Origin of the sequence: Acetoanaerobium pronyense (assembly GCF_017874355.1) — a bacterium.
In the GTDB taxonomy this organism is placed as follows: domain Bacteria; phylum Bacillota; class Clostridia; order Peptostreptococcales; family Filifactoraceae; genus Acetoanaerobium; species Acetoanaerobium pronyense.
Window position 1 is genome coordinate 1 of record NZ_JAGGLI010000034.1, and the last position, 23024, is coordinate 23024.

The 23024-nt window shown below is 29.9% G+C and carries 23 protein-coding genes, 2 pseudogenes and 1 riboswitch; of the genes and pseudogenes, 18 read left to right on the top strand and 7 right to left on the bottom strand.

The annotated features are described in order from the left end of the window. Positions 1-160: 160 nt before the first annotated feature. From J2Z35_RS12160 to J2Z35_RS12200, 9 genes and pseudogenes are all read left to right on the top strand, one after another. Positions 161-1864: an anti-phage dCTP deaminase gene (locus J2Z35_RS12160; protein ID WP_209661663.1), complete on the top strand. Its 1704-nt coding sequence runs from the start codon at positions 161-163 to the stop codon at positions 1862-1864. A gap of 187 nt (positions 1865-2051) precedes the next feature. Further along, positions 2052-2780 (top strand): hypothetical protein, encoded by a 729-nt coding sequence (locus J2Z35_RS12165; RefSeq protein ID WP_209661664.1) that lies wholly within the window; start codon positions 2052-2054, stop codon positions 2778-2780. 175 nt (positions 2781-2955) lie between these two features. Continuing rightward, positions 2956-3711: a ParA family protein gene (locus tag J2Z35_RS12170; RefSeq protein ID WP_209661665.1), complete on the top strand. Its 756-nt coding sequence runs from the start codon at positions 2956-2958 to the stop codon at positions 3709-3711. Further along, positions 3708-4418, top strand: a complete 711-nt coding sequence (locus tag J2Z35_RS12175) for a Fic family protein (protein ID WP_209661666.1) — start codon at positions 3708-3710, stop codon at positions 4416-4418. Before J2Z35_RS12170 ends, J2Z35_RS12175 begins: the two co-directional genes overlap by 4 nt. Further along, entirely contained in the window at positions 4411-4677 is a 267-nt protein-coding gene (locus J2Z35_RS12180) for a hypothetical protein (RefSeq protein ID WP_209661667.1), read from the top strand. Before J2Z35_RS12175 ends, J2Z35_RS12180 begins: the two co-directional genes overlap by 8 nt. A gap of 69 nt (positions 4678-4746) precedes the next feature. Further along, positions 4747-5085, top strand: a complete 339-nt coding sequence (locus tag J2Z35_RS12185) for a plasmid mobilization protein (RefSeq protein WP_209661668.1) — start codon at positions 4747-4749, stop codon at positions 5083-5085. Positions 5086-5098: 13 nt separating this feature from the next. Continuing rightward, positions 5099-6418 carry a relaxase/mobilization nuclease domain-containing protein gene (locus J2Z35_RS12190; protein WP_209661670.1) on the top strand — a complete coding sequence of 440 codons (1320 nt, stop codon included), beginning with the start codon at positions 5099-5101 and terminating at the stop codon, positions 6416-6418. 191 nt (positions 6419-6609) lie between these two features. Continuing rightward, positions 6610-6726: pseudogene (locus tag J2Z35_RS15005) on the top strand (IS66 family transposase); the annotation flags it as partial. Positions 6727-6756: 30 nt separating this feature from the next. Continuing rightward, on the top strand, positions 6757-6927 hold the full coding sequence (locus J2Z35_RS12200; protein WP_330623463.1) for a transposase domain-containing protein: 171 nt from the start codon (positions 6757-6759) through the stop codon (positions 6925-6927). Positions 6928-7119: 192 nt separating this feature from the next. Here J2Z35_RS12200 and J2Z35_RS12205 read toward each other — a convergent pair whose 3' ends face one another. From J2Z35_RS12205 to J2Z35_RS12230, 6 genes are all read right to left on the bottom strand, one after another. Then, positions 7120-8172 (bottom strand): C39 family peptidase, encoded by a 1053-nt coding sequence (locus J2Z35_RS12205; protein ID WP_209661672.1) that lies wholly within the window; start codon positions 8170-8172, stop codon positions 7120-7122. Positions 8173-8240: 68 nt separating this feature from the next. After that, a complete protein-coding gene (gene asnB / locus J2Z35_RS12210; protein WP_209661673.1) occupies positions 8241-10091 on the bottom strand; it encodes an asparagine synthase (glutamine-hydrolyzing) in 1851 nt (616 codons plus the stop codon). A gap of 55 nt (positions 10092-10146) precedes the next feature. Then, positions 10147-10419 carry a metal-sensing transcriptional repressor gene (locus J2Z35_RS12215; protein ID WP_209661674.1) on the bottom strand — a complete coding sequence of 91 codons (273 nt, stop codon included), beginning with the start codon at positions 10417-10419 and terminating at the stop codon, positions 10147-10149. Positions 10420-10444: 25 nt separating this feature from the next. Next, on the bottom strand, positions 10445-11812 hold the full coding sequence (locus J2Z35_RS12220) for an MATE family efflux transporter (RefSeq protein ID WP_209661675.1): 1368 nt from the start codon (positions 11810-11812) through the stop codon (positions 10445-10447). A 1107-nt stretch (positions 11813-12919) separates the two neighbouring features. Beyond that, positions 12920-13468, bottom strand: a complete 549-nt coding sequence (locus tag J2Z35_RS12225) for a GGDEF domain-containing protein (protein WP_209661676.1) — start codon at positions 13466-13468, stop codon at positions 12920-12922. A 1143-nt stretch (positions 13469-14611) separates the two neighbouring features. Beyond that, positions 14612-15142, bottom strand: coding sequence for a serine hydrolase (locus J2Z35_RS12230; RefSeq protein WP_209661700.1), 531 nt, complete (start codon positions 15140-15142; stop codon positions 14612-14614). Positions 15143-15235: 93 nt separating this feature from the next. Here J2Z35_RS12230 and tnpA point away from each other — a divergent pair, with 93 nt between their 5' ends. The 6 genes and pseudogenes from tnpA to J2Z35_RS15010 all read left to right on the top strand — a co-directional run bounded on the left by tnpA (position 15236) and on the right by J2Z35_RS15010 (position 18744). Next, positions 15236-15550 (top strand): IS66 family insertion sequence element accessory protein TnpA, encoded by a 315-nt coding sequence (tnpA, locus tag J2Z35_RS12235; protein ID WP_209661677.1) that lies wholly within the window; start codon positions 15236-15238, stop codon positions 15548-15550. After that, positions 15547-15903 (top strand): IS66 family insertion sequence element accessory protein TnpB, encoded by a 357-nt coding sequence (gene tnpB, locus J2Z35_RS12240; RefSeq protein ID WP_209661678.1) that lies wholly within the window; start codon positions 15547-15549, stop codon positions 15901-15903. Before tnpA ends, tnpB begins: the two co-directional genes overlap by 4 nt. 65 nt (positions 15904-15968) lie before the next feature. Beyond that, entirely contained in the window at positions 15969-17567 is a 1599-nt protein-coding gene (gene tnpC, locus J2Z35_RS12245) for an IS66 family transposase (protein WP_209661679.1), read from the top strand. Between the two features lie 14 nt (positions 17568-17581). Next, positions 17582-17782 (top strand): hypothetical protein, encoded by a 201-nt coding sequence (locus J2Z35_RS12250; RefSeq protein ID WP_209661681.1) that lies wholly within the window; start codon positions 17582-17584, stop codon positions 17780-17782. Between the two features lie 19 nt (positions 17783-17801). Next, a complete protein-coding gene (locus tag J2Z35_RS12255; RefSeq protein ID WP_209661683.1) occupies positions 17802-18404 on the top strand; it encodes a DUF5050 domain-containing protein in 603 nt (200 codons plus the stop codon). After that, positions 18397-18744, top strand: a pseudogene (locus J2Z35_RS15010) (DUF5050 domain-containing protein). The gene J2Z35_RS12255 and the pseudogene J2Z35_RS15010 overlap by 8 nt, the downstream one beginning before the upstream one ends. 167 nt (positions 18745-18911) lie before the next feature. Here the strand turns inward: J2Z35_RS15010 and J2Z35_RS12265 are convergent. Continuing rightward, entirely contained in the window at positions 18912-19673 is a 762-nt protein-coding gene (locus tag J2Z35_RS12265; RefSeq protein ID WP_209661687.1) for a prolyl oligopeptidase family serine peptidase, read from the bottom strand. A 150-nt stretch (positions 19674-19823) separates the two neighbouring features. Next, a riboswitch (cobalamin riboswitch) is annotated at positions 19824-20026 on the top strand. 161 nt (positions 20027-20187) lie between these two features. On the opposite strand from J2Z35_RS12265, the gene J2Z35_RS12270 reads away from it, so the two are divergent. The 3 genes from J2Z35_RS12270 to J2Z35_RS12280 are packed head-to-tail and all read left to right on the top strand — an operon-like array spanning position 20188 to position 23022. Next, the gene (locus tag J2Z35_RS12270; protein WP_209661689.1) at positions 20188-21183 is read left to right on the top strand and encodes an ABC transporter substrate-binding protein; all 996 of its coding nucleotides are present in this window, start codon (positions 20188-20190) and stop codon (positions 21181-21183) included. A 1-nt stretch (position 21184) separates the two neighbouring features. After that, positions 21185-22258: a FecCD family ABC transporter permease gene (locus tag J2Z35_RS12275; RefSeq protein ID WP_245330893.1), complete on the top strand. Its 1074-nt coding sequence runs from the start codon at positions 21185-21187 to the stop codon at positions 22256-22258. Beyond that, on the top strand, positions 22255-23022 hold the full coding sequence (locus tag J2Z35_RS12280; protein WP_209661691.1) for an ABC transporter ATP-binding protein: 768 nt from the start codon (positions 22255-22257) through the stop codon (positions 23020-23022). Before J2Z35_RS12275 ends, J2Z35_RS12280 begins: the two co-directional genes overlap by 4 nt. Positions 23023-23024: the final 2 nt, after the last annotated feature.

Below are 23024 nucleotides of genomic sequence, written 5' to 3' on the forward strand. Positions count from 1 at the left end.
TGAGTAGAAAACTAAAATTAAGAACTTTTATTGTGGAATTTTCTAATTTCTGAATTAAGAGCCTAAATTATTTTTTTATGAATAATTCGGGTATAGTATAATATATTTAGAATATTTTTTATTATAAAACAATATATTTATAAACATTAGGGGGATAATCATGTCTAAAGAAAGCATTAAATCTGCAATAGAAAAGCTTTTTTCAGAAAGAAAAGAGTTTATAATTATCGGTCTAACGGGAAGAACAGGTTCGGGTTGTACCACTGTAGCAAATCTATTTTCACAATCATTTAAAGAACTAAGTCCACCTCCACCTAAAGAATCCGATGATATTAACAATGAAGAAAGAAAATATAAGATAGTTTATGATTATGCCTCGGAAAATTGGAAATCTTTCATTAAAATAGAAGGAAGAGATATTATAACATCTTTTTTACTAGAACATAATTTTGATAAATTTACAGAGCATTTAAAAAATAAACTCCATATAAATGACGATTTTAACGAAATAAAAGAAACTTATAATGAAATGCATATAAAACGAATTAAGATAATGAATATTTTAAATGAAAATGAATCTAATTTAGGAAAAGAAGAAGTATATAATTTTTATTTTAAGGAAGTTAAAGAATTCACTAAAAAAATTGCAAAATATTTTTCAGTAAATAAAACTATAAATGATCAAGATGTGAATTTATTTACATTTCTATTTCAACAATTTGGCACAAATATTAGGAGTTCAGGTAACCCTTTTTTAGAAACTTTCGATTCTGAAAAAACATTACTAATGGCTCAGAGATTTAATACTCTAATAAAAATTTTAAGGAAACGAAATTTAGAATCTAAAAAAGGTGTTTTAGTAGTCATTGATGCTATAAGAAATCCATTTGAGGCAACTTTTTTTAAAGACAGATATTCCTCTTTCTATTTGTTTTCTGTAAATACTGAAGATGATGTTAGAATAAAGAGACTATTTGAAAATAAATTTTCAAAAAATGAAATAGAAAATTTAGATAAGCAAGAATATCCAAAGAAACAAAGTCAGGAGGAATTTTTTAAAAATCAAAATATACAAAAATGTATAGAATTATCAGATGTATACTTATATAATAATTCTAAGTTTCAAAATTTTAATAATATAAAGAAAGATATAATAAGATATGTCAGTTTAATTATGCATCCTGGAATAATTACCCCTACCAGTATCGAAAGATGTATGCAAATTGCATATAATTCAAAGGTTAATTCTGGCTGTATTTCAAGACAAGTTGGCGCAGTTATAACCGATGAATTTTACTCGATTAAAGCTGTTGGTTGGAATAGTTCTCCCGAAGGACAAGTTCCTTGTAATTTGAGAAATATTGAAAATTTGAAAAAAAAGATAGATGAAAATGCCTTTAGTCACTTTGAAATGACTGATTCTGAATTTAATAAACATATTAAAGATAACTATAAATCCACTGATTTAAAAACACTTAAAGGAAATACATATACTTATTGTTTTAAAGATATCTATAATTCAATTAAAAATAAAGAAAATCAAGTCCATACAAGAGCTCTGCATGCAGAAGAAAATGCATTTTTACAAATTTCTAAATATGGAGGAATAGGAGTAAAAGGTGGATTTTTGTTTACGACAGCAAGTCCTTGTGAGCTTTGCTCAAAAAAAGCCTATCAATTAGGGATTAAAAAAATATACTATATAGATCCATATCCTGGCATTTCTACCACTCATATATTAGACTGTGGAAAAAGCAAGCCAGAAATGAATTTATTTGTTGGAGCAATAGGAAGAGCTTATACGCAATTTTTTACACAAATACTTCCAATAAAAGATGAGTTAAAAATGCGAACTCTAGAATAATAAGAAACAATAATAAATATATTTAAAAAATAAGCAAATATAGGTGAATATATAAATTAACTTTTTAAAACGCATTTTTTAAACTGCGTTTTATTTTTTTGAAGATTTTAACTATAAATTTTAAATTGTTTAAAAAGATTAAAAAATACATTTCTTTACATAAAACATAAGATGGAGGGTTTTTTTATTGATATATAAAGCATATAAGATAACATATGAAAATTTATCTAAAATAATGGACTTGTCTATTTTTAAGAATCACTTAAATGTAGGCAAGTCTTTTTCATTTCTAATAAATGTTAATGTATATTCTAGCGAAATAGAATCTATAGAGCTTTGTGATGAAAATCATACTCCTCTATTTCTATCCGGCGAGTGCGAGAGCTTAATTAATGTATATGATTGTAATGATATTTTAATTGGAGAAGCCTTTCTTCCAAGTTTGAACCATATTGAAAAATATTCAACACTTATCAAATACAATATAGATTATGTGAAAATAAACGCATTATTAAAAACATTTATGGAAAATACATTCAAAAAAAGAATCATTTTTGAAGACTCCGTTTTAGAAACTAAACAAACTATCTCAAATATTCAAAAAATAATATTATCAGAGCAGTATGATGAAGAGATATTAAATATAAAAGGATATGAGACTTTAAACAGTTTTTTTAAATATATAACTAAAGAGTTTAGGAACTATACACGTACACCCTCTTATCACTCCCCTACTCCATATAATACTAATAAACAAGACTCAACGCTAAATATTAATGTAGAAAAACATATTTCTAATGAATATTTGAAATCATATGGAAAAATATCTAAAAATACTTTAAAACCTAAAAGTACTATTGAAAGACTAGAGTTTTTAAAAAACAAAATCAAGGAAATTAACTCATTTTTAAAATAACATTACAAGTTCTTGACATCATGACACTATAATGTTAATATTATTTTGTAGTATTTTAACATCTTAGTAGTATGATGTTGAATTTATAATGTTGTTCACATTCTATTTTTTTATGAAAAATTATAACATCTTAACATCATAAACTCAAAAAGTTATAATCATAAGGAGGATTATTATGATATTATCAGTAGCAAATCAAAAAGGTGGTGTCGCTAAAACAACATCTACACTAGCCATTGCATCTAGATTAAAACAAGAAGGATATAAAGTTCTTGCCATAGACTTGGACCCTCAAGGAAATTTATCAGAAAGCGTAGATGCAAAGCAAATTGAAGTCCCTACTGTTTATGAACTTCTAAAAGAAGAAATTACAGTTCGTGAAGCTATTCAAAGTTTAAACTTTTTTGACATAATCCCTTCTAACATAATGCTTGCTGGAGCAGAACAAGAACTATCAGCTACTGGAAAAGAATATAGATTAAAGGAAGCTCTTGAAAGTATATCCATAGAATATGACTATATAATAATTGACACCCCTCCAAGCTTAGGAATATTGACTGTAAATGCTTTTACTGCATCAGATGAAATTTTAATTCCTACCACTCCAGGTATATTCGCAGTAAATGGTATTGAGCAACTTAATAATACTATAAAAAATGTAAAAAAATATTGTAATCAAAATCTTAAAATCAATGGAATATTGGTAACTAGATTCAACCCTAGAGCTAATATAAATAAGTCTATTAAAGAACTTACAGAGAATTTAGCAGAGCATATAGGCGCTAAAGTATATAACTCTTATATTAGAAACTCTGTAGTCATTGAAGAGAGTCAGGCAAATAAAATTAATCTTTTTGAAAACTATAAAAGCGCTACTGTAACCTCAGATTATAGCAATTTTATAAATGAATTTTTAGGAGAACAACTATGATGTCTTTACCAAGAGAATATATTGATGATTTACTTGTACGAATAGCCTATCATTCCTCAGCTATTGAAGGTAATACTATATCCCTAGCAGATACAGTAACTATACTTCTTCATGAAACTATACCAGGAAAAGTAAGCAAAAGAGAATTTTATGAGATAGAAAACCATAAACAAGCCCTTGAATATGTTATTAAGCAGCTTGAAAATAACGAACCCCTATCATTAAATATTGTTAGAGGAATTCATGAGCAGCTTATGGATCACCTTAATTTTGATAGAGGAATGTGGAAAACACATGATAATGCAATAGTAGGAGCTGATTTTAATACGGCATCTGCTCATGATGTTCCATATCTTATGAAACAATGGGTAGATAATTTAAACTATAGGTTAGAGCAATCTAAAACAGATGAAGAGAAAATTAAACATATTCTAGAAATGCATATAGATTTTGAAAGAATCCATCCATTCAGTGATGGTAATGGAAGAACCAGAAGACTTTTAATCATTTACTCTTTATTAGAACACGATATCTCCCCTATCATAATACCTGTTGACTTAAAATCTGATTACATCAGATTTCTTGCTAAAAAAGATTCTGAAGGACTATATAATCTACTCTACCCTATTATTTTAGAAGAAAGTAAACGTATAAAAGCTTTTGAAAACAAAGAAAAAACTAGTATAGGAAGTGATGATATTGAGTAAACCAAAATTTGATCCAGATAGTGCTTTTAAAAAGATAGTATCAAGGGAAAAAGAACAAGATTCTACATCTGAAGAAAAAGTAAATCAAAAGTCTAAAGAAAAACCATCTAAAGACAAGAAACAAATGTCTTATTACCTCACTCCTGAGATTATAAAAAAATTATCTATAGCATCTGCATACTCAGGAAAAACCTTGTCTACTTTAGTGCAAGAAGCATTAGAAGGATATTTAGATAATGTAATTGAAGAAAATAAATAGAAAATTATTTAAAGCAGCTTATTTCATTTTGAAAGAGCTGTTTTTTTATTTTTTAATGGAGAATTAAAAATGGCCAATAGATATAGAAATAAAGACATACGAATTAGAGTAACTGAAACCGAAAAAGAAATGATAAAGAAAAAAAGTTTAGCTGCCGGATTTGAATCAATAAATTCTTATGCTCATAAAATGTTGTTAAGTGGATTAGTCGTTAAAGTAGACTTGAAAGAACTTCTAGAACTTAACAATGAAATTAATAAAATAGGAGTTAATATTAATCAAATAGCATACAAGGCCAACTCTTCAAATAGAGTGACACTTGACGATATTGCAAGAGTTGAAAAACTGTTAAAAGAAGTTCAAAGTGTTCAATTTGAGATGCTTAAAAAACTATCTTTTAAGATCTAAAAAGGAGTCTTTAATGGCATACGTAAAAATAAAACCTATACACTCTAATGTAGAGAAAGCTTTAAACTATATAACTAATCCAGATAAAACTGCTGATGGAATACTCGTTTCATCATATGCCTGCTCTACCTCCCCACATATAGCTAAACTAGAGTTTGATTTAGTCACAAATATTTCTATAAAAAAGAGAACAAATTCTGTAATAGCTAGGCACCTTATACAATCATTTTCTCCAGAGGATAATGTAACCCCTGAACAAGCAAATAAAATTGGTAATACCTTAGCTGAAGAAGTCCTAAAAAAAGATTATCAATATATTATTGCTACACATATAGACCAGAATCATATTCATAACCATATAATATTTAATACTACAAGCATCATAGATAATAAAAAATATCGCTCAAATAAGTACACCTATCAAAACATCCAAAAAATCAGCGATAAATTGTGCAAAGAAAACAGTCTTTCAATTATTCCAAGAAAAATAAATCAAAATAAAGGAAAATCCTATAAAGAATATATTGAAACCCAAAAAGGTAACTCTTGGAAAGAAGTTATGAAAAATGATATTGATAGTGTAGTAATTAAAGTAATTACATTCGCTGATTTCTTAGAGGAAATGAAGAATTTAAACTATACTGTAAAACAAGGAAAGCACCTTGCTTTTCAACATGAAAATCAATCTAGATTTACAAGAGGAAAAACTCTTGGAGAAAAGTATTCAGAAGAAAGTATAAGATATAGAATAGAAAATCCAAATACTGTGGAGCTTAACAAAATGATTGAAATGAATGAAAGAAATAAATGTAAAGGAGCTGGATTTAAAAAATTTGCAGCAAAGAAAAATATAGATGAACTATCAAAAATGACTAAATTCATGGCTGAAAATAATATTAATTCACTATCAAATTTCGAGAAACTTTATAAGTCTAACTTGATTAAAATTAATAATATTGAAGAAACTATGTATTATTTAAAAAATCAAATTGAAGAACGAAATGCTACTATTAATTCAATTATTACCTGGAAAAAAACAAAAGATATCTACGATAAATATGTTTCATTAAAAGGGCTAGAAAAGGAAATTTTCAAAATTGAAAATAAGGACAATATATCCAATCACGAAAAAGTGAAACTTTATTTAAAAGAGAAATATATTGAATCTAAGATACCAAAAATGTCCAAGTTGAAAGAAGAAATATTAGATTTAGAATCAAAGTTAAAGAAAACCAGTCTATCCTATTATTCAGCTAAACAAGACCTTAAAGCTCTTTCCTCCCTAAAAAATAATATTAAAACAATTCTAAAAGATAGCAACTTATTTATTTAGTTTAAAGAATTGTAAAATAATTATATTATATTTTTTCCCACTTCGTATAAGTTCTACAATTTGCTTTTTAAATTCTTAATTATACTTTTATTTGTATTAGACATGATAATCCTCCAAATTAATTTATTTTATCATGTCCGAGTCTTTTTTGCCTAAATTAGTATAATCTATCCAATAATGTATCTAATTGGGAGCTTTTAACCAATGTATTAAAAGATAAACAATGTGAACTTAGTAATAACGCTGCCAAAAGGCAGATAAAGCCGTTTGTGATAGGTAAAAAAAATATTTATTCTGCAAATCCCTAACGGCACAAAGCTAGTGCAATTGCATATAGTATAGTTGAAACCGCTAAGATGAATGGATTAAATCCATTTTATTATTTAAAATATTTATTAGAAAAACTTACTAATATAAGACTTTCTAAAGAGAATTCACTTGGTCATCTTCTTCCATGGTTAAAAACACTTACCCAGGAATTTATGTCAGAAATAAAATACAAAAAATAATTAAAGCTCTATTTATGATGAATGTTTTCATAGATAGAGCTTTGTATATATGCCCTATATTTGACGGATACTAAAAATCAAAAAACCTTATTAGAAAATTTTACTTGTCATTAGTACTTCCTTCAAAATTTAATAAAAAATATTGCAGGAGTATAAAAATTACTACCTGCAATATTTTAACTTGATTTAAATTCAATTTTCAACTATCAAAACAGAATGACTTCCGAGTTCATTATAGCTAAGGAAAAATCGATTTATTTCATGAGTTACATGTCCCTTCAGAGGGTCCATTATATGTACATATCCATCACTGTATCCCTTTAAAACAACCGCATGTAAATTCACAGGTGCTATAAATTTATCATTTGATTCCTTAATGTACCAAGAATAATTTAATCTTGGGTGGCTTAAATCCAAGGTTACCCAAATAACTACTGGCAACCCTTGATTCAGATATTCTATTATTTCTTCGCTTGTGCTACCACTAATGTCTATGGCATTATTGTTTCCTTGAATATCCTGAAAATAATTGTTAGCTGCTTTTGCAATAGGTGGTCCATAGACGAAAAAACCACTAGAATGTGTGGGGTCCCCTGCAAATGCTTCATATGGGTTTCCTCCATATAACTTCCCATTTACTCTGGAAAATGGAACCTTATCTAAATAATTATCTGCCATATGTGTTTTAGATATATCATATCCATGAAAATTTAAGACAGCTGTTAATGAAGTAATCTCACAACCATTAGGTAATTCTGGATTTTGCATAACAATATCTACTGGCAAATATAATTCAGTAATCTCGATTTTACCATTTTCTTTTTTATCAACGTTTTTTATATGACTTAGGAGCTTATTTTCAAAGACAATCTCATGGATATCTTCAGAAAGTTCAATTTTCATTGAAGAATCAATCATTTCATACACACTTGGAGCACTAATCTGTTCGATTACATATACAGTCCCATAGTATAATATATTTGACTTAGCAAAGCCGTTTTCATCTGTAGTTAGTGTTTGTATAGTTTTTCCAGATTCAAAATCAATTATTTTAAACTCACTATTTTCTATAGACATACCAGTAGAATCTATATTTGAAATATAAATAATTCCTCTCTTAAAAATAGGTTCCTCTGCCAATATTTCAGAATTTATAGGATTATTTTTATTGAAAATAAAATAAGAAATCCAGTATATATTCAATAATGTTAATGTTAATATTGATAGCACAAAGATTTTTTTCATTTAAATCACCTTGTAGTTAGATACATTAATATGATATACAAAAAAGCTGTTGATTCCTAAGGTATACTTTACTTTAACTCTATAAAAAACTTTCTATACCATATAAGAAAAACATATACCGTCCAAATTTTCCTTGCATAATTTTCATCCCCATTATAGTGAATATCTAGCATATTTATCAGCTTTTCGGTTTTGAAAAACTCTTCTGCAAAATCTGAATTGAATACTTCTTTAATCATATCATAATATTTTTTCTCTCGTAACCAATATTTTATTGGTACAGGAAACCCTGCCTTAGGTCTATTAGACCACTCTTTAGGGAGAATTTCTTCCGAAGCTTTTCTAAGTGCAAATTTAGTATTGGATTTATTAACTCTTAAACTGCTTGGAAGTTTTGAGCCTAATGACATAACCTCTTTATCTAAAAATGGAACTCTCAGTTCTATGGAGTTTGCCATACTCATTTTATCAGCTTTAAGGAGTATATCCCCTGGTAACCAAAGTTTTAAATCAAGATACTGCATTTTTGTAAGATCATCTTTATTTTCTACATTTTTATAAACCTCTTTTGTAATAGTTTCTACAGATGGACCTTTTCTATACTCTCCCTTTAATATATCCACTGCATCTTTTTCTTCATATATCTTGGCTTGACCTACAAACTTCTCTTCGATGGTCTGTCCACCTTTTATCAAAAAATTGGATATTCTATTTTTAGGAAGTTTTAGAGCTGCTGATGATATTAGCTCTCTAAATTTATAGGGTATTTTTTCATATAATTCCAGTTTATTAGATTTTATATACCATTCATATCCACCAAAAATTTCATCTGCACCCTCTCCTGACAGTACAACTGTCACATGCTCTCTTGCTAACTTTGATAAATAATATAAAGGAATTGATGATAGGTTGGAATGTGGCTCATCCATATGATATTGTATTGTTGGTATTATATCAAAAAACTCATCCGCATTCATATTTTTTCTGTGATTCTCTATTTTTAAAAGATCTGACAATTCTTTCGCTAAATTTGTTTCATTAAAAACACCTTCATAGTCTTGAAAACCTATAGAAAATGTCTTGTCTGGCTTTAAAAGTGATGTTATATAACTGGAATCAATTCCCCCAGAAAGAAACGACCCTATTTTCACATCACTAACTTTATGATAATCTACAGACTCCTTCAAAGTTTTCTTGATTTCTTCAACATAGTGCTCTAAGCTCTCTTTTTCTATGTCGAATTTTAAGAACCAGTAAGGCTTTAACGTGATTTCCCCTTTTCTATAAATAATATAATGAGCTGGTTTTAGTTTATATACACCTTTAAAAAAAGTTTCATCCATAACAGAATATTGAAAAGTAAGGTATGGTTTGAGTGCATCGTTATTAAGCTCTTTTATAAAATTTGGATGTTTTAAAAAACTTTTTATTTCCGAACCAAATAAAAAAGATCCATCTAAAGTGTTCTGAGTGTAGTAAAGTGGCTTTATACCAAACATATCTCTTGCCATAAATAGCGTTTCTTTAACTTTATCCCATATCGCAAATGCAAACATTCCTCTTAACTTCTTTAGAATATTCTCACCATATTCTTCGTATCCATGAATAATGACTTCACTATCAGAATTATTTTTAAAAATATGTCCTTTTGTTATAAGTTCCTCTCTTAATTCTTTATAGTTGTAAATTTCTCCATTAAAAACAAGTACACAACTTCTGTCTTCATTGAACATTGGTTGGCTTGCCTCATCAGACAAATCAATAATCTTAAGTCTTCTAAACCCCATAGTTATTTCATTGTCAGAAAAAAAATCACCACTATCTGGCCCTCTATGAAGTATTGCTTTCATCATATCATTTATTATTTTAACTTTATCTAATTCTGCATTCGCAGATGAAAATCCAACAAACCCGCACATCTAAACACTCTCCTAAAATAACTTTTCTTAATATTTTGATTAAATTGTAACTAAATTATTTTATAAATTTATCTATTGCATCATCTAGTTTTTCTAAAATTTCATCGTTTTCATCTTCAATTATTTCTAAAACACAATGATTTATATGGTCTTTTAGAACCAATTTCCCCACATTATTAAGAGCAGACTTGACAGCTGAAATTTGAATTAATACTTCACTGCAATCCCTTTCTTCCTCTAACATCTTTTTTATTGCCTCAGCATGTCCAATTATTCTTGACATTCTGTTAATAACTTTCTTTTGGTTAGGATGTTTATAATCACACATACTTAAATTTCTCCTTATGTTAATTTTATTTTATTTCAACATTTTTCCAGTCACCATATAGATATCGTACCATCAAAATGATTCCTCGAACTACAATATCCATTGCATATACTGCCCAAACAGCTGGTAATCCATATTCAAGCTTAACACATAATATATAAACCCCTAATACTCTTATTCCCCAAATACCTATAAGAGATGAATACATTGGAAATTTAGTGTCCCCGGCCCCTTGTAAAGCTGATGTTATAACCAGTGTAATAGCTAAAAATGGTTGAAATAAAGCTATGATACGTAGCACTTTTACTACTTGATTTATAATAAAATCATCTTTTGTAAATAATTTAGCAAGTTCTGGAGCATAGATATAAAATATAATTCCAATTATAACCATAAAAATTGTTGCTAAAAAATACGATATTAACCCAATGTTTTGAGCATTTTCTTTTTCTTCTTTCCCTAAGCTCTGCCCAACCAAAGTTGCTGCTGCTACACCAAAACCCATTCCCGGTAAATAAGAAAATGATTCTATTGTTCCCGCTATGTTATGAGCCGCATATGCTTCAGTCCCAATCTTTATAATCATACTTCCATATACTACTTGGCCAGATCTCATGATTAGTCTTTCTACTGCAGCCGGTAAGCTAAGTTTTAAAATAGCTTTAGCACTAATAAAATCCAGCTTCCAAGATTCAAGTATTGATATATAAAATTCACTTTTTTTATTAGTTATTTTTTGAAATAAAAAAATCATACTAATAACTCTAGATAAAGTAGTAGCAAGTCCCGCTCCTAAAATTCCAAAACCATTAAAATTTAAAATCCCAAATATTAATATATAGTCGAGTATAGCATTAGTCAAGTTGGCTATTAAAGCTATGTTCATCGGAGTTTTAGTATTGCCAGCCCCTCTAAGAGCGCTAGATAAAATTATATTCATAGATAAAAATATCGAAGGTACAGATACCGCTAAAAAATAGGGTATAGCAGATTCTAGAGTTTTTGCATCTGCACCTAAAAACAATAAAATTTTTTTTGAAAAAATTAAATTAGTAAACCCAATAATTATTCCAATAAATAAATTCATTAATAAGATTTGTCTTAATACATAACTAGCTTTTTCTTTTTCATTAGCTCCTATATGCCTAGAAACAAGAGCAGTAGTTCCAATTCCAAAAGCCATAAAAAATGCAATGTACACATTCATAGTTAGATTAGTTATACCTACACCTGCTATAGCCTCAGTGCCTAACTTACTAACAAAATAGATATCTACAACTCCTATAAATACGTGTGATATATTCTCAATTATTGCTGGTATTGCTAAAAAAAAAATGTTTTTTACTTTATCAAATTTTGAAAATTTATAAACTGATTTAGTGAATTCATTCATATGTAAATCCCCCTAGCATATCCCCCCCACAGGGATGTTCTTTATTATAATTCTTTTAATTCTAATTTACAATAGTTATTATAAATATATATAATCAAATGCCTAAATAAAATCAGAAAATTATCTAACTATATATTCTTTCAAGTGTTACAACGTCATATAAAAAGGGTCTGGGAATTTCCCAGCAAGCAACAACAAAATTGGAAGCGAAGCAACTTTTTTGTTTGGCATATGGAAAAGCTACTTTTGAAAAAAGTGGCGGCCCATATGCTGTGCTTGCTAATCTTAAAAAAGACTGTATACTGGACCCTAATTCCACCTATATCAAAATCCTCTAGAAAAACAATTTTAAAACCTCAAACATCTAATTCCAATGCTTAATTTCCTGAAAAAGATTCAGTGCTTGTATTAATTTTTTTATTTTTCTTGCATTGAAATTCAATAAGCATTATAATGTACACAATAAAAAAATACTTTGTCCTCACCAACCAACTGGAATTGGATGGCAAGGATATCCTACAACCGTTGTTAGCACCACAACGATATAAGTAAGATACTTTTACAAAGTATTCTTTCAAATTATATCTAAAACCGTGCTTCCTGTCTACAGTTGTAGGGAGGTTTTTTATTGAAATGAACATACTCAACTTAATACTAAATAGTTGGTATTTCAATAATAGCACTTGAGCAATCACTGTAATACGCCGTGATTTTTGAATAATATATGGAATGAGCCTACGGACAGGTGTTCGATTCTCCTCATCTCCACCAATTAATTTATTCAAGATAGCGATTAATATTACTGATGTAAGTATGCTGTGGTAAGCATACATGCCAAGACGGTGTTGTTATATAATGATACTTCTGTCTGGCTAACGTGATGTCAAGGGACAGCTTCCTGAGAACCAGGAGGAAATCTGTTATTTCGGACGATATTACGGGATACATCAATCAGTAATATTGGTCGCTATATTTGATTTATGGATAATGGATAGGTTTCACTAATTTAGACAAAAATACTCGGACATGATATATTAAATTAATTTGGAGGTTTCTCATGTCTAATACAAATAATAATTTCTACTGAAATTTATATAGATTCAAAATCTAATCCGATTTTATTTTATTCTTACCGAGAGATTTCGCTTTGTATAAAAGCTCATCTACAAATTCTATGAAACTTTGATTTTCATGAGAAATTTCAAAACCATAGCTACTTGAAACACCTCCACTAATTGTAACCATAACAGTTTGATTTTTTATATCAAAAGAATAATTTTCGATAGCAATTCTTATTCTTTCGCAGATATTTTTAGCGATTTCAATGGATGTATTGGGGAATATTATTGCAAATTCTTCACCGCCATATCGAGCAGCAACGTCTGTTTTTCGAATATTTTCTAAAATTAATGAAGAAACTTGTTGTAAAACTTTATCACCAAATAAATGTCCATATGTATCATTAATTTTTTTGAAGTTATCAATGTCTAACATAGCTAAGCTAAATGAATCAGTATGTTCTTGAGATTTTTGGGCAAGATTGTTAAAATGTAAGTAAAAATATTTAAGATTATACATATTTGTTAAATAATCTCTATTGGCTATTTCATTCAACTTTTGATTTTTTTCTGCGAGACTTTTGTTTATATAGTCCATATGACTTTGCAGTCGATTAATCTCTATAATAATGGAGGACAGAATATAACCCAAAAGATAAAACAAGATAATATGTATGGCAAAGTTATAAGAAAGTAATAATTGAGGTTTTTTTAAAATCATTAAGAAACTATAGCATATAGAAACAAACGTGCTAAAAAAAAAGAAGCTTTTATGATGAAAAAGTACAATCTGAAAAACAATATAGAAGTAAAACAGATGAGAAAGGATAGAAAGATAATCTACCCCAATATATACAAATTGGGTCAGAAAGATACCCTCTAAGATACTAACGAAAAGATTTGGATATATTTCTTTTTGATCACTTTGAAAATATCCTTGTCGTATAAGAAAAATTAGTTTTAAAAAAATGAAGAGGGTGTATGCCCCGATAAAAATCTTTATGCCAGAGTTAAATCTTATTCCTTTGATATTTAGATGATTTATAAAAAGAATAGCAACAATACTCATAATTTGAATTCCTAGATAAAATTCATAAATCACCTGTGTCCGAAAATGATATCGTGATGTCATGGAAAAGTTACTCCTTTCAGTCGTTTATATGATAATAATTGTCAATATCATCATACAATTTTAGATTGTATCTGTCAATGATATCTATCAAGCTTGATATGGGAAAATATGTATAAAACTCTAAATATCAGACATCAAACATAAACCCAAATTATTCATATACTTCTTAAAAAATCTTTAAAACCATTTAAAAGTAATCTTTTTAGAACCTATTTTTAAATGGTTAAAGCAAAAATATTTAGACACTATAATCCTTCTAAGAGGGTACAGCTGATTTGCTTCATCAGAAATATATAATCTATGTCACGATTACGATGTAGATATACTGATAAAGCTCAAATCTAACTCTGTTTTAAAAAAGTTATAGAATCCTGAATTAAGTTATTTTATGCGAGAATTTGAGTCTGACTACTCCAAATATCATGCTATATATGATGAATTTAGTTATAAAGCTAATAGCTACAGTAAATCTTTTCATTAAAGAAGCAAAGCTAGATTCTTTCATGGATACAACCTCTCATAAGTCTGTCCATTTTTAAAAAACAAACTCATTTTAATTTGTTTCTGAAATTGAAAAAGCTAATATTATTCGGGCAAAATATTCTATTTTTAAAGAGCTGCTTTTATAATTTTTAGAATCCCTTTCATGACTGCTGAATGTCCAGCCCCATTTATTTGATTGGTTGTTCCTGTAAAATATAGATTTGTATCTGGATTGTACCAGGCAAAGGAACCTGTTTGTCCCCAAAAGCCTATTATCTCTGTAATTGGTTTGAATGTGGAAATGATTCTTGGAATGAATAATTTTTCAATACCTATGCCATAGTAAAAAAGACTAGGTGGTGGTAATATTAAATTCCATTTTTTTAGGCTTTCTACTTCCTCTTTTGGGAAAAATGTTCCATTGAAAAACGCCTTTAAAAAAATCATTGCTTCTTCAGCAGTCGATACTATTCCTCCTTCTGCTGCAACAGATGAAATATAATTTGGAACCCATAACTCCTTTGACTTATAGTAAAAAGGTACGGGACTAGTATCTTCAGTATCCTTATAAGCGTAAGTATTCTTAAGATCAAGTATATTAAAAATCTCTTTTTTGAATACTTCCCCTATGCTCTCTCCCCTTATTTCTTCAATTATTTGTAAGCGTCAAATACAGCACATATAGATTTCAAGATTTTACAATGAGATAATACACCAAAGATATAAAAATATCGGAGGTGTTTCTTTTTTATGAGTAAAAATGAAAATAAAGAAAACTGGCTTAATCTTGTCAAAGAATATAAAACAAGCGGTTTATCTCAAAAAGCCTTTTGTGAGAAAAATAATTTGAAACTTAGTTCATTTAGATATTGGGTTTCAAAGGCTTCTTCTAATCCTTCGGATAAGAAAGATTACAAAGAGGAGTTTGAATTTGCAAGTGTATCCATATCACAGGAGATTTCTTCAGCGATAGCTGTGGAGGTAAGTGGTATCAGTATATCTGTAAGTTCAGATTTTGATGAAATCCTTTTATTAAGATTAATAAAAACTTTAAAAAAGATATGATTAAACAAATTACCATCGAAAAAGTTCACTTGGCTCTTGGTGCTACTGATCTTAGAAAATCTATTGATGGTCTATCCTTAATTGTGGAGCATGTTTTAAAAATGGACCCTTTTTCTACTCATCTTTTTGCATTTTGCAATAAAAAGCAAAATCTCATCAAAATTCTAGTCTGGGATAATAATGGTTTTTGGATACACTACAAGAGATTGGAAAGTGGATATTTTAAATGGCCTCAAAAGGGAATCTCCGCTTCTTTATCCATAAATGAAAGACAATTCAGATGGCTTTTAGATGGACTTAGCGTTGAGCAATATGACGCCCACAAACCTTGTAATCAAAGGATTTTAATATAAAAAATATATCATGTTTTAAAGAGATAACTCTTTTTTTGTACCTTAAGACATGATATAATACTTTTATGAAAACTACTAAAAATGAAAATATAAATAAAAAACTGAATAATGAACCTTTAGATGATCTTAAAAATGAGAATGCGAAGCTTCAACATGAACTGGAAATAGCAAATGCCAAAATAAAATGGTACGAGGAGCAGTTTAAGCTAAATGCAGCTAAGAAATATGGCAAATCCAGTGATACTGTTGAACATGAACAAATCTCATTTTTTAATGAAGCTGAAATAAATCAAAAGCCGGAGGCTGAGGAGCCTTGTCTTGAAAAGATAACTTATGAAAGAAAGAAGAAAAGAGGAGTTAATAAGGCATCTTTTGAGAATTTAGAGATTGAAATAATAGAGTATTCTTTATCAGAGGATGAACAAATATGTAAAACTTGTGATTCTAAGATAAATGAGATGTCTACAGAGATTAGAAAAGAACTTAAGATAGTTCCTGCTAAGGTATCAATAACTCATCATGTAAGAAAAATATATGTATGTAAATCCTGTAATGAATCAGGTGATAATACCCCTATAGTTAGAGCTCCTATGCCGGAGCCTGTACTAAAGGGTAGCTTTGCTTCGCCTAGTTTAATATCATATCTAATATATCAAAAGTATTCCTGTGCTCTTCCTCTTGATAGGCAGCAGAGGATATTTAATGATTTTGGTATAGATATTTCCAAACAAAATATGGCTAACTGGATAATAAAGACATCTGAGCTTTGGCTTGAGCCTTTTTATGAAAGGCTTAAAACCGAGCTTTTAAAAGAGACTTTTATCCAGGCTGACGAGAGTCCTCTTAGAGTTTTGACAAAAGATGGAAAGGATTCAAGCAGCAAATCGTATATGTGGCTATACAAAAGCGGTAGCTATGGAAAAAAGATTGCCCTTTATGAATATACTCCATCTAGATCTGGTAAGAATCCAAAGAATTTTCTTCAAGGTTTCAGCGGATTCCTTCAAACAGATGATTATGCTGGATATAACTCAGTTGAAAATGTAACTAGAGTAGGTTGCTTAGCCCATGCTCGAAGATACTATACAGATGCTCTTAAGGCTCTGCCCAAAGAAGCCAAGATAGAATCTACATACGCTTACGCGGCCACCCAGTTTTTCAAGGAAATGTTCATCCTTGAATCTAAAAATAAAAATCTTTCCCCAAGCGAAAAGCTTGTTTTTAGGGAAAAAGAGCTAAAGCCTGTTTTTGAGGCTTATTTGGCATGGCTTCAAGAAGTTCAGCCCAAAGTGGTTCCTAAAAGCAGTCTCGGAAGAGCTATTAATTATAGTTTATCTAACTGGGAGCTTTTAACTAATGTATTAAAAGATGGACAATGTGAGCTTAGTAATAACGCTGCCGAAAGGCAGATAAAGCCGTTTGTTATAGGTAGAAAAAATTATTTGTTTTGCAAATCCCCTAACGGGGCTAAAGCTAGTGCAATTGCATATAGCATAGTTGAAACCGCCAAGATGAATGGATTAAATCCATTTTATTATTTAAAATATTTATTAGAAGAACTTCCTAATACAAGACTTTCAGCGGAAAATTCACTTGACCACCTTCTTCCATGGTCAAAAACGCTTCCCCATGAATGCATGTCAGAAATAAAAGACAAAAAATAATTAAAGCTCTATTTATGATTAATGTTATCATAGATAGAGCTTTGTATATATGTGCTGTATTTGACGGATACTTTTATTCCCATAGTATCTCTCTTTATCTAATAAAATCATTAAATCAGATTCAAGGATATATCATACTTTTAATTAAAATTTTTCTTACTGTAATCATTTTTATAGTTACAGGCTCTGAAATTATCTATCTTGGAAAGGGGTAAAATTATGAAAAGAATTTTATTGTTTCTTATTATTCTTTCTATAGTCATGACGGGCTGCAGTATGCCGACCACAAATAATAATAGCAGTTGGAACAGCGAGGCCAATTCGTCAAATGGAAACCTCTTCTTTGGCTATGGAGAAAATATCTATTTTAATATTGTATCCGAAGAGGGAATCTTTAGATTGCATGAAAACCCTGATGAAATGTCAAAAGTGGCAGAAGGCATCTTTTCAAGACTCCACATTGAAAATGGCTGGATCTATACTAGGAAGCTTTCAGGGGAAGATAGTGGGTTTTTTAAAATAGAAACTGGCGGAACAGAGATTAATCAACTTATGCCTCTAACAGGTCCAAAAGGAATTGAAATGGTAAAAGAAGAAAATTATATATATTATGTAGACCCTCGCCCTGCGCAAGGTGGAATCTATAAAATGCACATTGATGATAAAGAAGAGGTCAAGTTAACAGATGATTTTACAGCAAGGCAACTTTATGTGATAGGTGAATGGTTGTACTATCTAGAAAGTCAAGGCGGCTATATATACAGAGTTAAAACTGATGGTAGCGTACGAGAACAATTAACTGATAATACTTCTTTTATGATGATGAATGATGAATGATGAATGGATTTATTACTTCTACCAGGAAGGAACAATTAAAAGGGTTAGTCAAGATGCTTCAAAGGAAGAAATAATTAAGAAAGACGACACACTAAGTCATAAATACATGAATATTAAAGATAATTGGCTATATGTCTCTGCTCACAAAGGGGATGGAGTCGATGCCAAAGATTAGGAGTTTTATAAAATCAATCTAGAAACAGAGGAAGAAATAATGATTTATAAAGGCATTGTAACAAATATTCATATCATCAATGATCACATCTATCTGCATGCGGATTCAAGCTTTTATCGAATGAATTTAGATGGTAGTGAATGGATTGAAATATTTGCTTTATAAACATTATATATAAATACAATAGGGTCATATCATATTTTCTATGGAACATAAAATATTAAAAAAGAATGGCTACTTAATTATCTTACACTTCCTAATTCTAATATAAAATCCATACATCTTGGCTATGATTAAAGCCTATGTATGGATTTATTTTTAAAATTATCTATTTATTTTAGCTTCATGCTAAACCACTCGCACATATCTTCAATCATATTTGTGGTAACAAAGTGATCTAGATTTGGATAGGAAATCATCTTTATATCTTCAGCATTTTCATACTTTACTTTGATATCTTCAAAAAATTCCCTTTGTGGAGCTATACTTACAATTGAATCAGATTCTCCATGAAGAATAAGTATAGGTCTTTGTGCAAGATTTTCAATCATAGAATTTGGATTCTTCTTAGAAATCCTATTTTCAATCTCTTTATAGTCCTCGTTCATTTTTATATTTAGCCTTTTCTTAAAAATTTCATTACTTTTTTTCCAATTAAAGGAACCATTTAAAGTAGTACACGCTTTAATGTCCATATTCTCAGCAAAAATACCTGAGGCTGTAAATCCTCCCATAGAATGTCCTGCTACTCCTATCCTAAGAGGATCTGCCTTTAGATTTTCTACTATATATTCTTTTATTTTTTTCCATTCATTAAGATTATTTAGAACAACCTCCCAAAATAATCCTGTTTTTTCAGATTCTAAATAGTCTATTTCTCCCCTACTTCCATGATGGATTGCATCAGGAAGTATAACTTGAAATCCAAGACTCGCAATTATAGAGCCTCTAAAAACTTGACTTTCTTTTCTTGAGCTCCATCCATGGTAAAAAACAATAGTGGGCAATTTCTCTTGATTCAAATTTGGTCTAAGGATAATTGCTGGGATATCCCCTATTTGTATATTTTCTCTACTAATATTTAAAAATTCCATATTTTCCTCCCTGCAGTAAGCTAATTGTAATCCTTTTATATAAATATATCATAATTAGATGATTTAAGGAAAATGATGACCTTCTTAGTGAATAAGCATAGCACTTCTTATATTTAATTATGTTAATTGACAATCAATATTTTTGTATGATATATTCATGAAGGTTAAGGTTCTACAATTTTGTAGATTAAAAGGGAAGTCGGGTGTAATTCCCGCGCAGTCCCGCTGCTGTATTTGCGAGCTAAATTTCCTAGGTTTTATCTAGAAAATCACTGATGAAGTTATTTGTCGGGAAGATGAAAAATAGCGTTTGTAGCATAAGCCAGAAGACCTGCCTTACTGTATCTTTGATATTCTGCGAGGCACAGAATAATCATACCGGTGTATTTTGTATGCATAAAATACCTATTAGATACCTAGCCTCCATCAATTTATGGAGGCTTTATTTATTTGAGCTATTCTTATAAATAAGACTGTAAATTGCCTAATAAATATAATCAAAGGAGAAATTGACATGAAGAAGATTTTATTAGTTTTATTGGCAGTATTATTACTATCAGGTTGTACCCCTCAAATTGAAACACCTATTAAAGAGGAAATCGAAAACTCAGATTCCTATTATCCTGTGACTATAACTACTTACAACTTTGCAAAAGAGCCTATAGAGGTCACATTTGATAAAGCCCCTGAAAAGGTTTTTGCAGTATATCAAAATTCAATAGAAACACTTCTAGCCCTTGGTTTAGAAGATTATATTGTTGCAGCTGCTGGACTAGACCAAGACGTAAAGCCTGAATATCAAGATGGATTTAATAAAATTAATTATCTAACTGAGTTCACTCCTGATAAGGAAACTGTGTTAATGAGTCAGCCAGATTTAATCCTAAGCTGGTACTCATATTTTTCTGAGAAAAATCTAGGTGACGTAGATTTCTTTCATGAAAGAAATATCAACACCTATATAATGCAAAATTCAGGAGCTGCTGCAAAGCAATCTTTGGAAAATGAATACACCGATATTTTAAATCTAGGGAAAATATTCAATGTTCAAGAAAAAGCTGAAGAAATAGTTGCACAGATGAAAACCAAAGTTGAGACTATTTCATCTGAAGCTAAAAAAATGGACAATAGTCCTCGTGTTTTAGTAATGGAATTTGAAAAAGAAGGAGTTAGGGTATACGGAGAAAATACTTTAGGTGGAGATATGGTAAAACAGCTAGGAGCTGAGCTTGTAACTGCTAATGAAAATAAAATGAGCAATGAAGAGTTTATCCAGTCTAATCCAGAGGTCATATTCACAGTCTATTTTGGTAGCTCCAGCAGTATAGCAGATGCTGATGCAGCTATCGATAAGGTTGTTAATGACCCAAGATATCAAAGCTTAAGTGCAGTTCAAAACAACAGAGTATATGCTATATCTCTTGGAGAGATGTATTGTAGTGGAACTAGAACACTGGATGGAATACTTAGATTAGCTAATGGAATCTATCCAGAAATGGACTTTGAATAATATGTTGTCTAATAAAAAGACAAAAACAGAAATTCCAATGTATATTGGTATTTCTGTTTTTTTAGGATTTTTTCTAATACTTTCAATTCTAATTGCTGTTTCAATTGGTTCCACAAGTATTCCCATATCCTCTGTATATAAAGTAATATTATTTAATATCTTCAAAATAGAATCTTTTGCACAGGATGCTCAAGGCCCTATAAATGATGTGGTATGGCTTTTGAGATTTCCTAGAATAATTTTAGCAATAGCAGTGGGAGGCGGTCTTTCGGTTTGTGGTATAGTGATGCAGGCTATAGTAAGAAACCCTCTAGCTGACCCATATATTCTTGGTGTTTCTTCAGGAGCCTCACTTGGGGCAACCTCAGCTATATTGTTAGGAGTTGGGGTAGCATTTGGCCCTAGCTATGTAGGAATTTTAGCTTTTGTAGGTGCTTTTACAGCTGCTCTTTTTGTAATGTTTATTGCAAATATAGGCTCTAGAGCAAATTCAGTGAAGCTACTATTATCTGGATTGGCAATAAATGCAGCCTGCTCTTCTTTTTCCAGTTTTATTATTTTCTTTGCAAATAACAAAGAAGGGATACAAAGCATAACCTTTTGGCTTATGGGCAGTTTAGCTGGAGCGAAATGGTCTTTGATTCCTTCTGTTTATCTAGTTACTATTGGCGGTAGTATATTCTTTTTTACTCAATATAGAAACCTAAATCTGATGCTACTTGGAGACGATACAAGTATTACACTAGGAACAGATTTACATATAGCCCGCCATGTTTATATGCTAGTTGTTTCATTGATTATTGGATTTGTAGTCTTTACATCCGGAATGATAGGCTTTATTGGATTAATAATCCCCCACTTTGTAAGAATGATTTTTGGGACAGACCACAAAAAAATCATTCCAGTTTCTTTTTTAGCTGGTGCTATTTTCATGGTTTGGGCAGATTTATTATCAAGGACTATAATCCCACATACTGAGCTTCCTATAGGAATCTTGATTTCTATGATTGGAGCACCTTGTTTCATTTATTTGCTTATTAGTAAGAGCTATGGGTTTGGAGGAAGAGAATCTTGAAAATAAGTTCAAAAAATATATCTGTATCTATAGGCAATACAGAAATTGTAAAAGATATAAATATAAAGGCCAATGAGGGAAGTTTTATTGGTATAATAGGACCTAACGGAAGTGGGAAATCTACATTTTTAAAGAGTCTTTATAGGGTACTAAGACCATCTTGTGGAGATTTCTACCTTGATGATGAAAATCTTTCCCTTATGCCTTATAAATCTTCTGCTAAAAAAATGGCTGTAGTAAATCAGCATAATTACTATAATTTTGATTTCACTGTATTTGAAGTTGTTTTAATGGGAAGAGCACCCCATAAAAAAGCACTTGAAAAAGACAATCAACATGATTATAAGCTTGTTGATGAAGCTCTTGAAAAAGTAGAAATGACAAATTTTAAAAATAGAGTATTTTCTTCTCTTTCTGGTGGGGAGCAACAAAGAATTATGCTAGCAAGGGCACTTGCTCAAGATACAAAATGTCTTGTTCTAGATGAGCCAACAAATCATCTTGATATCAAGCATCAGCTCAAAATAATGGATCTTTCAAAAAAACTAGGAGTTACAGTAATTGCTGCACTTCATGATTTAAATATAGCTGCAACTTACTGTGATTATCTTTATGTGCTTAAAGAAGGCTCTATTTTTTCCCAGGGCAGTCCAAAGGATGTTCTAACTGAGGAACTTATCGAGAGTGTCTATGAAGTTCCTACAAAAATTTTTAAAGATAAAGAAAACAAACGTATTCATATTGCATATTTGTCTGGCGAATAGAC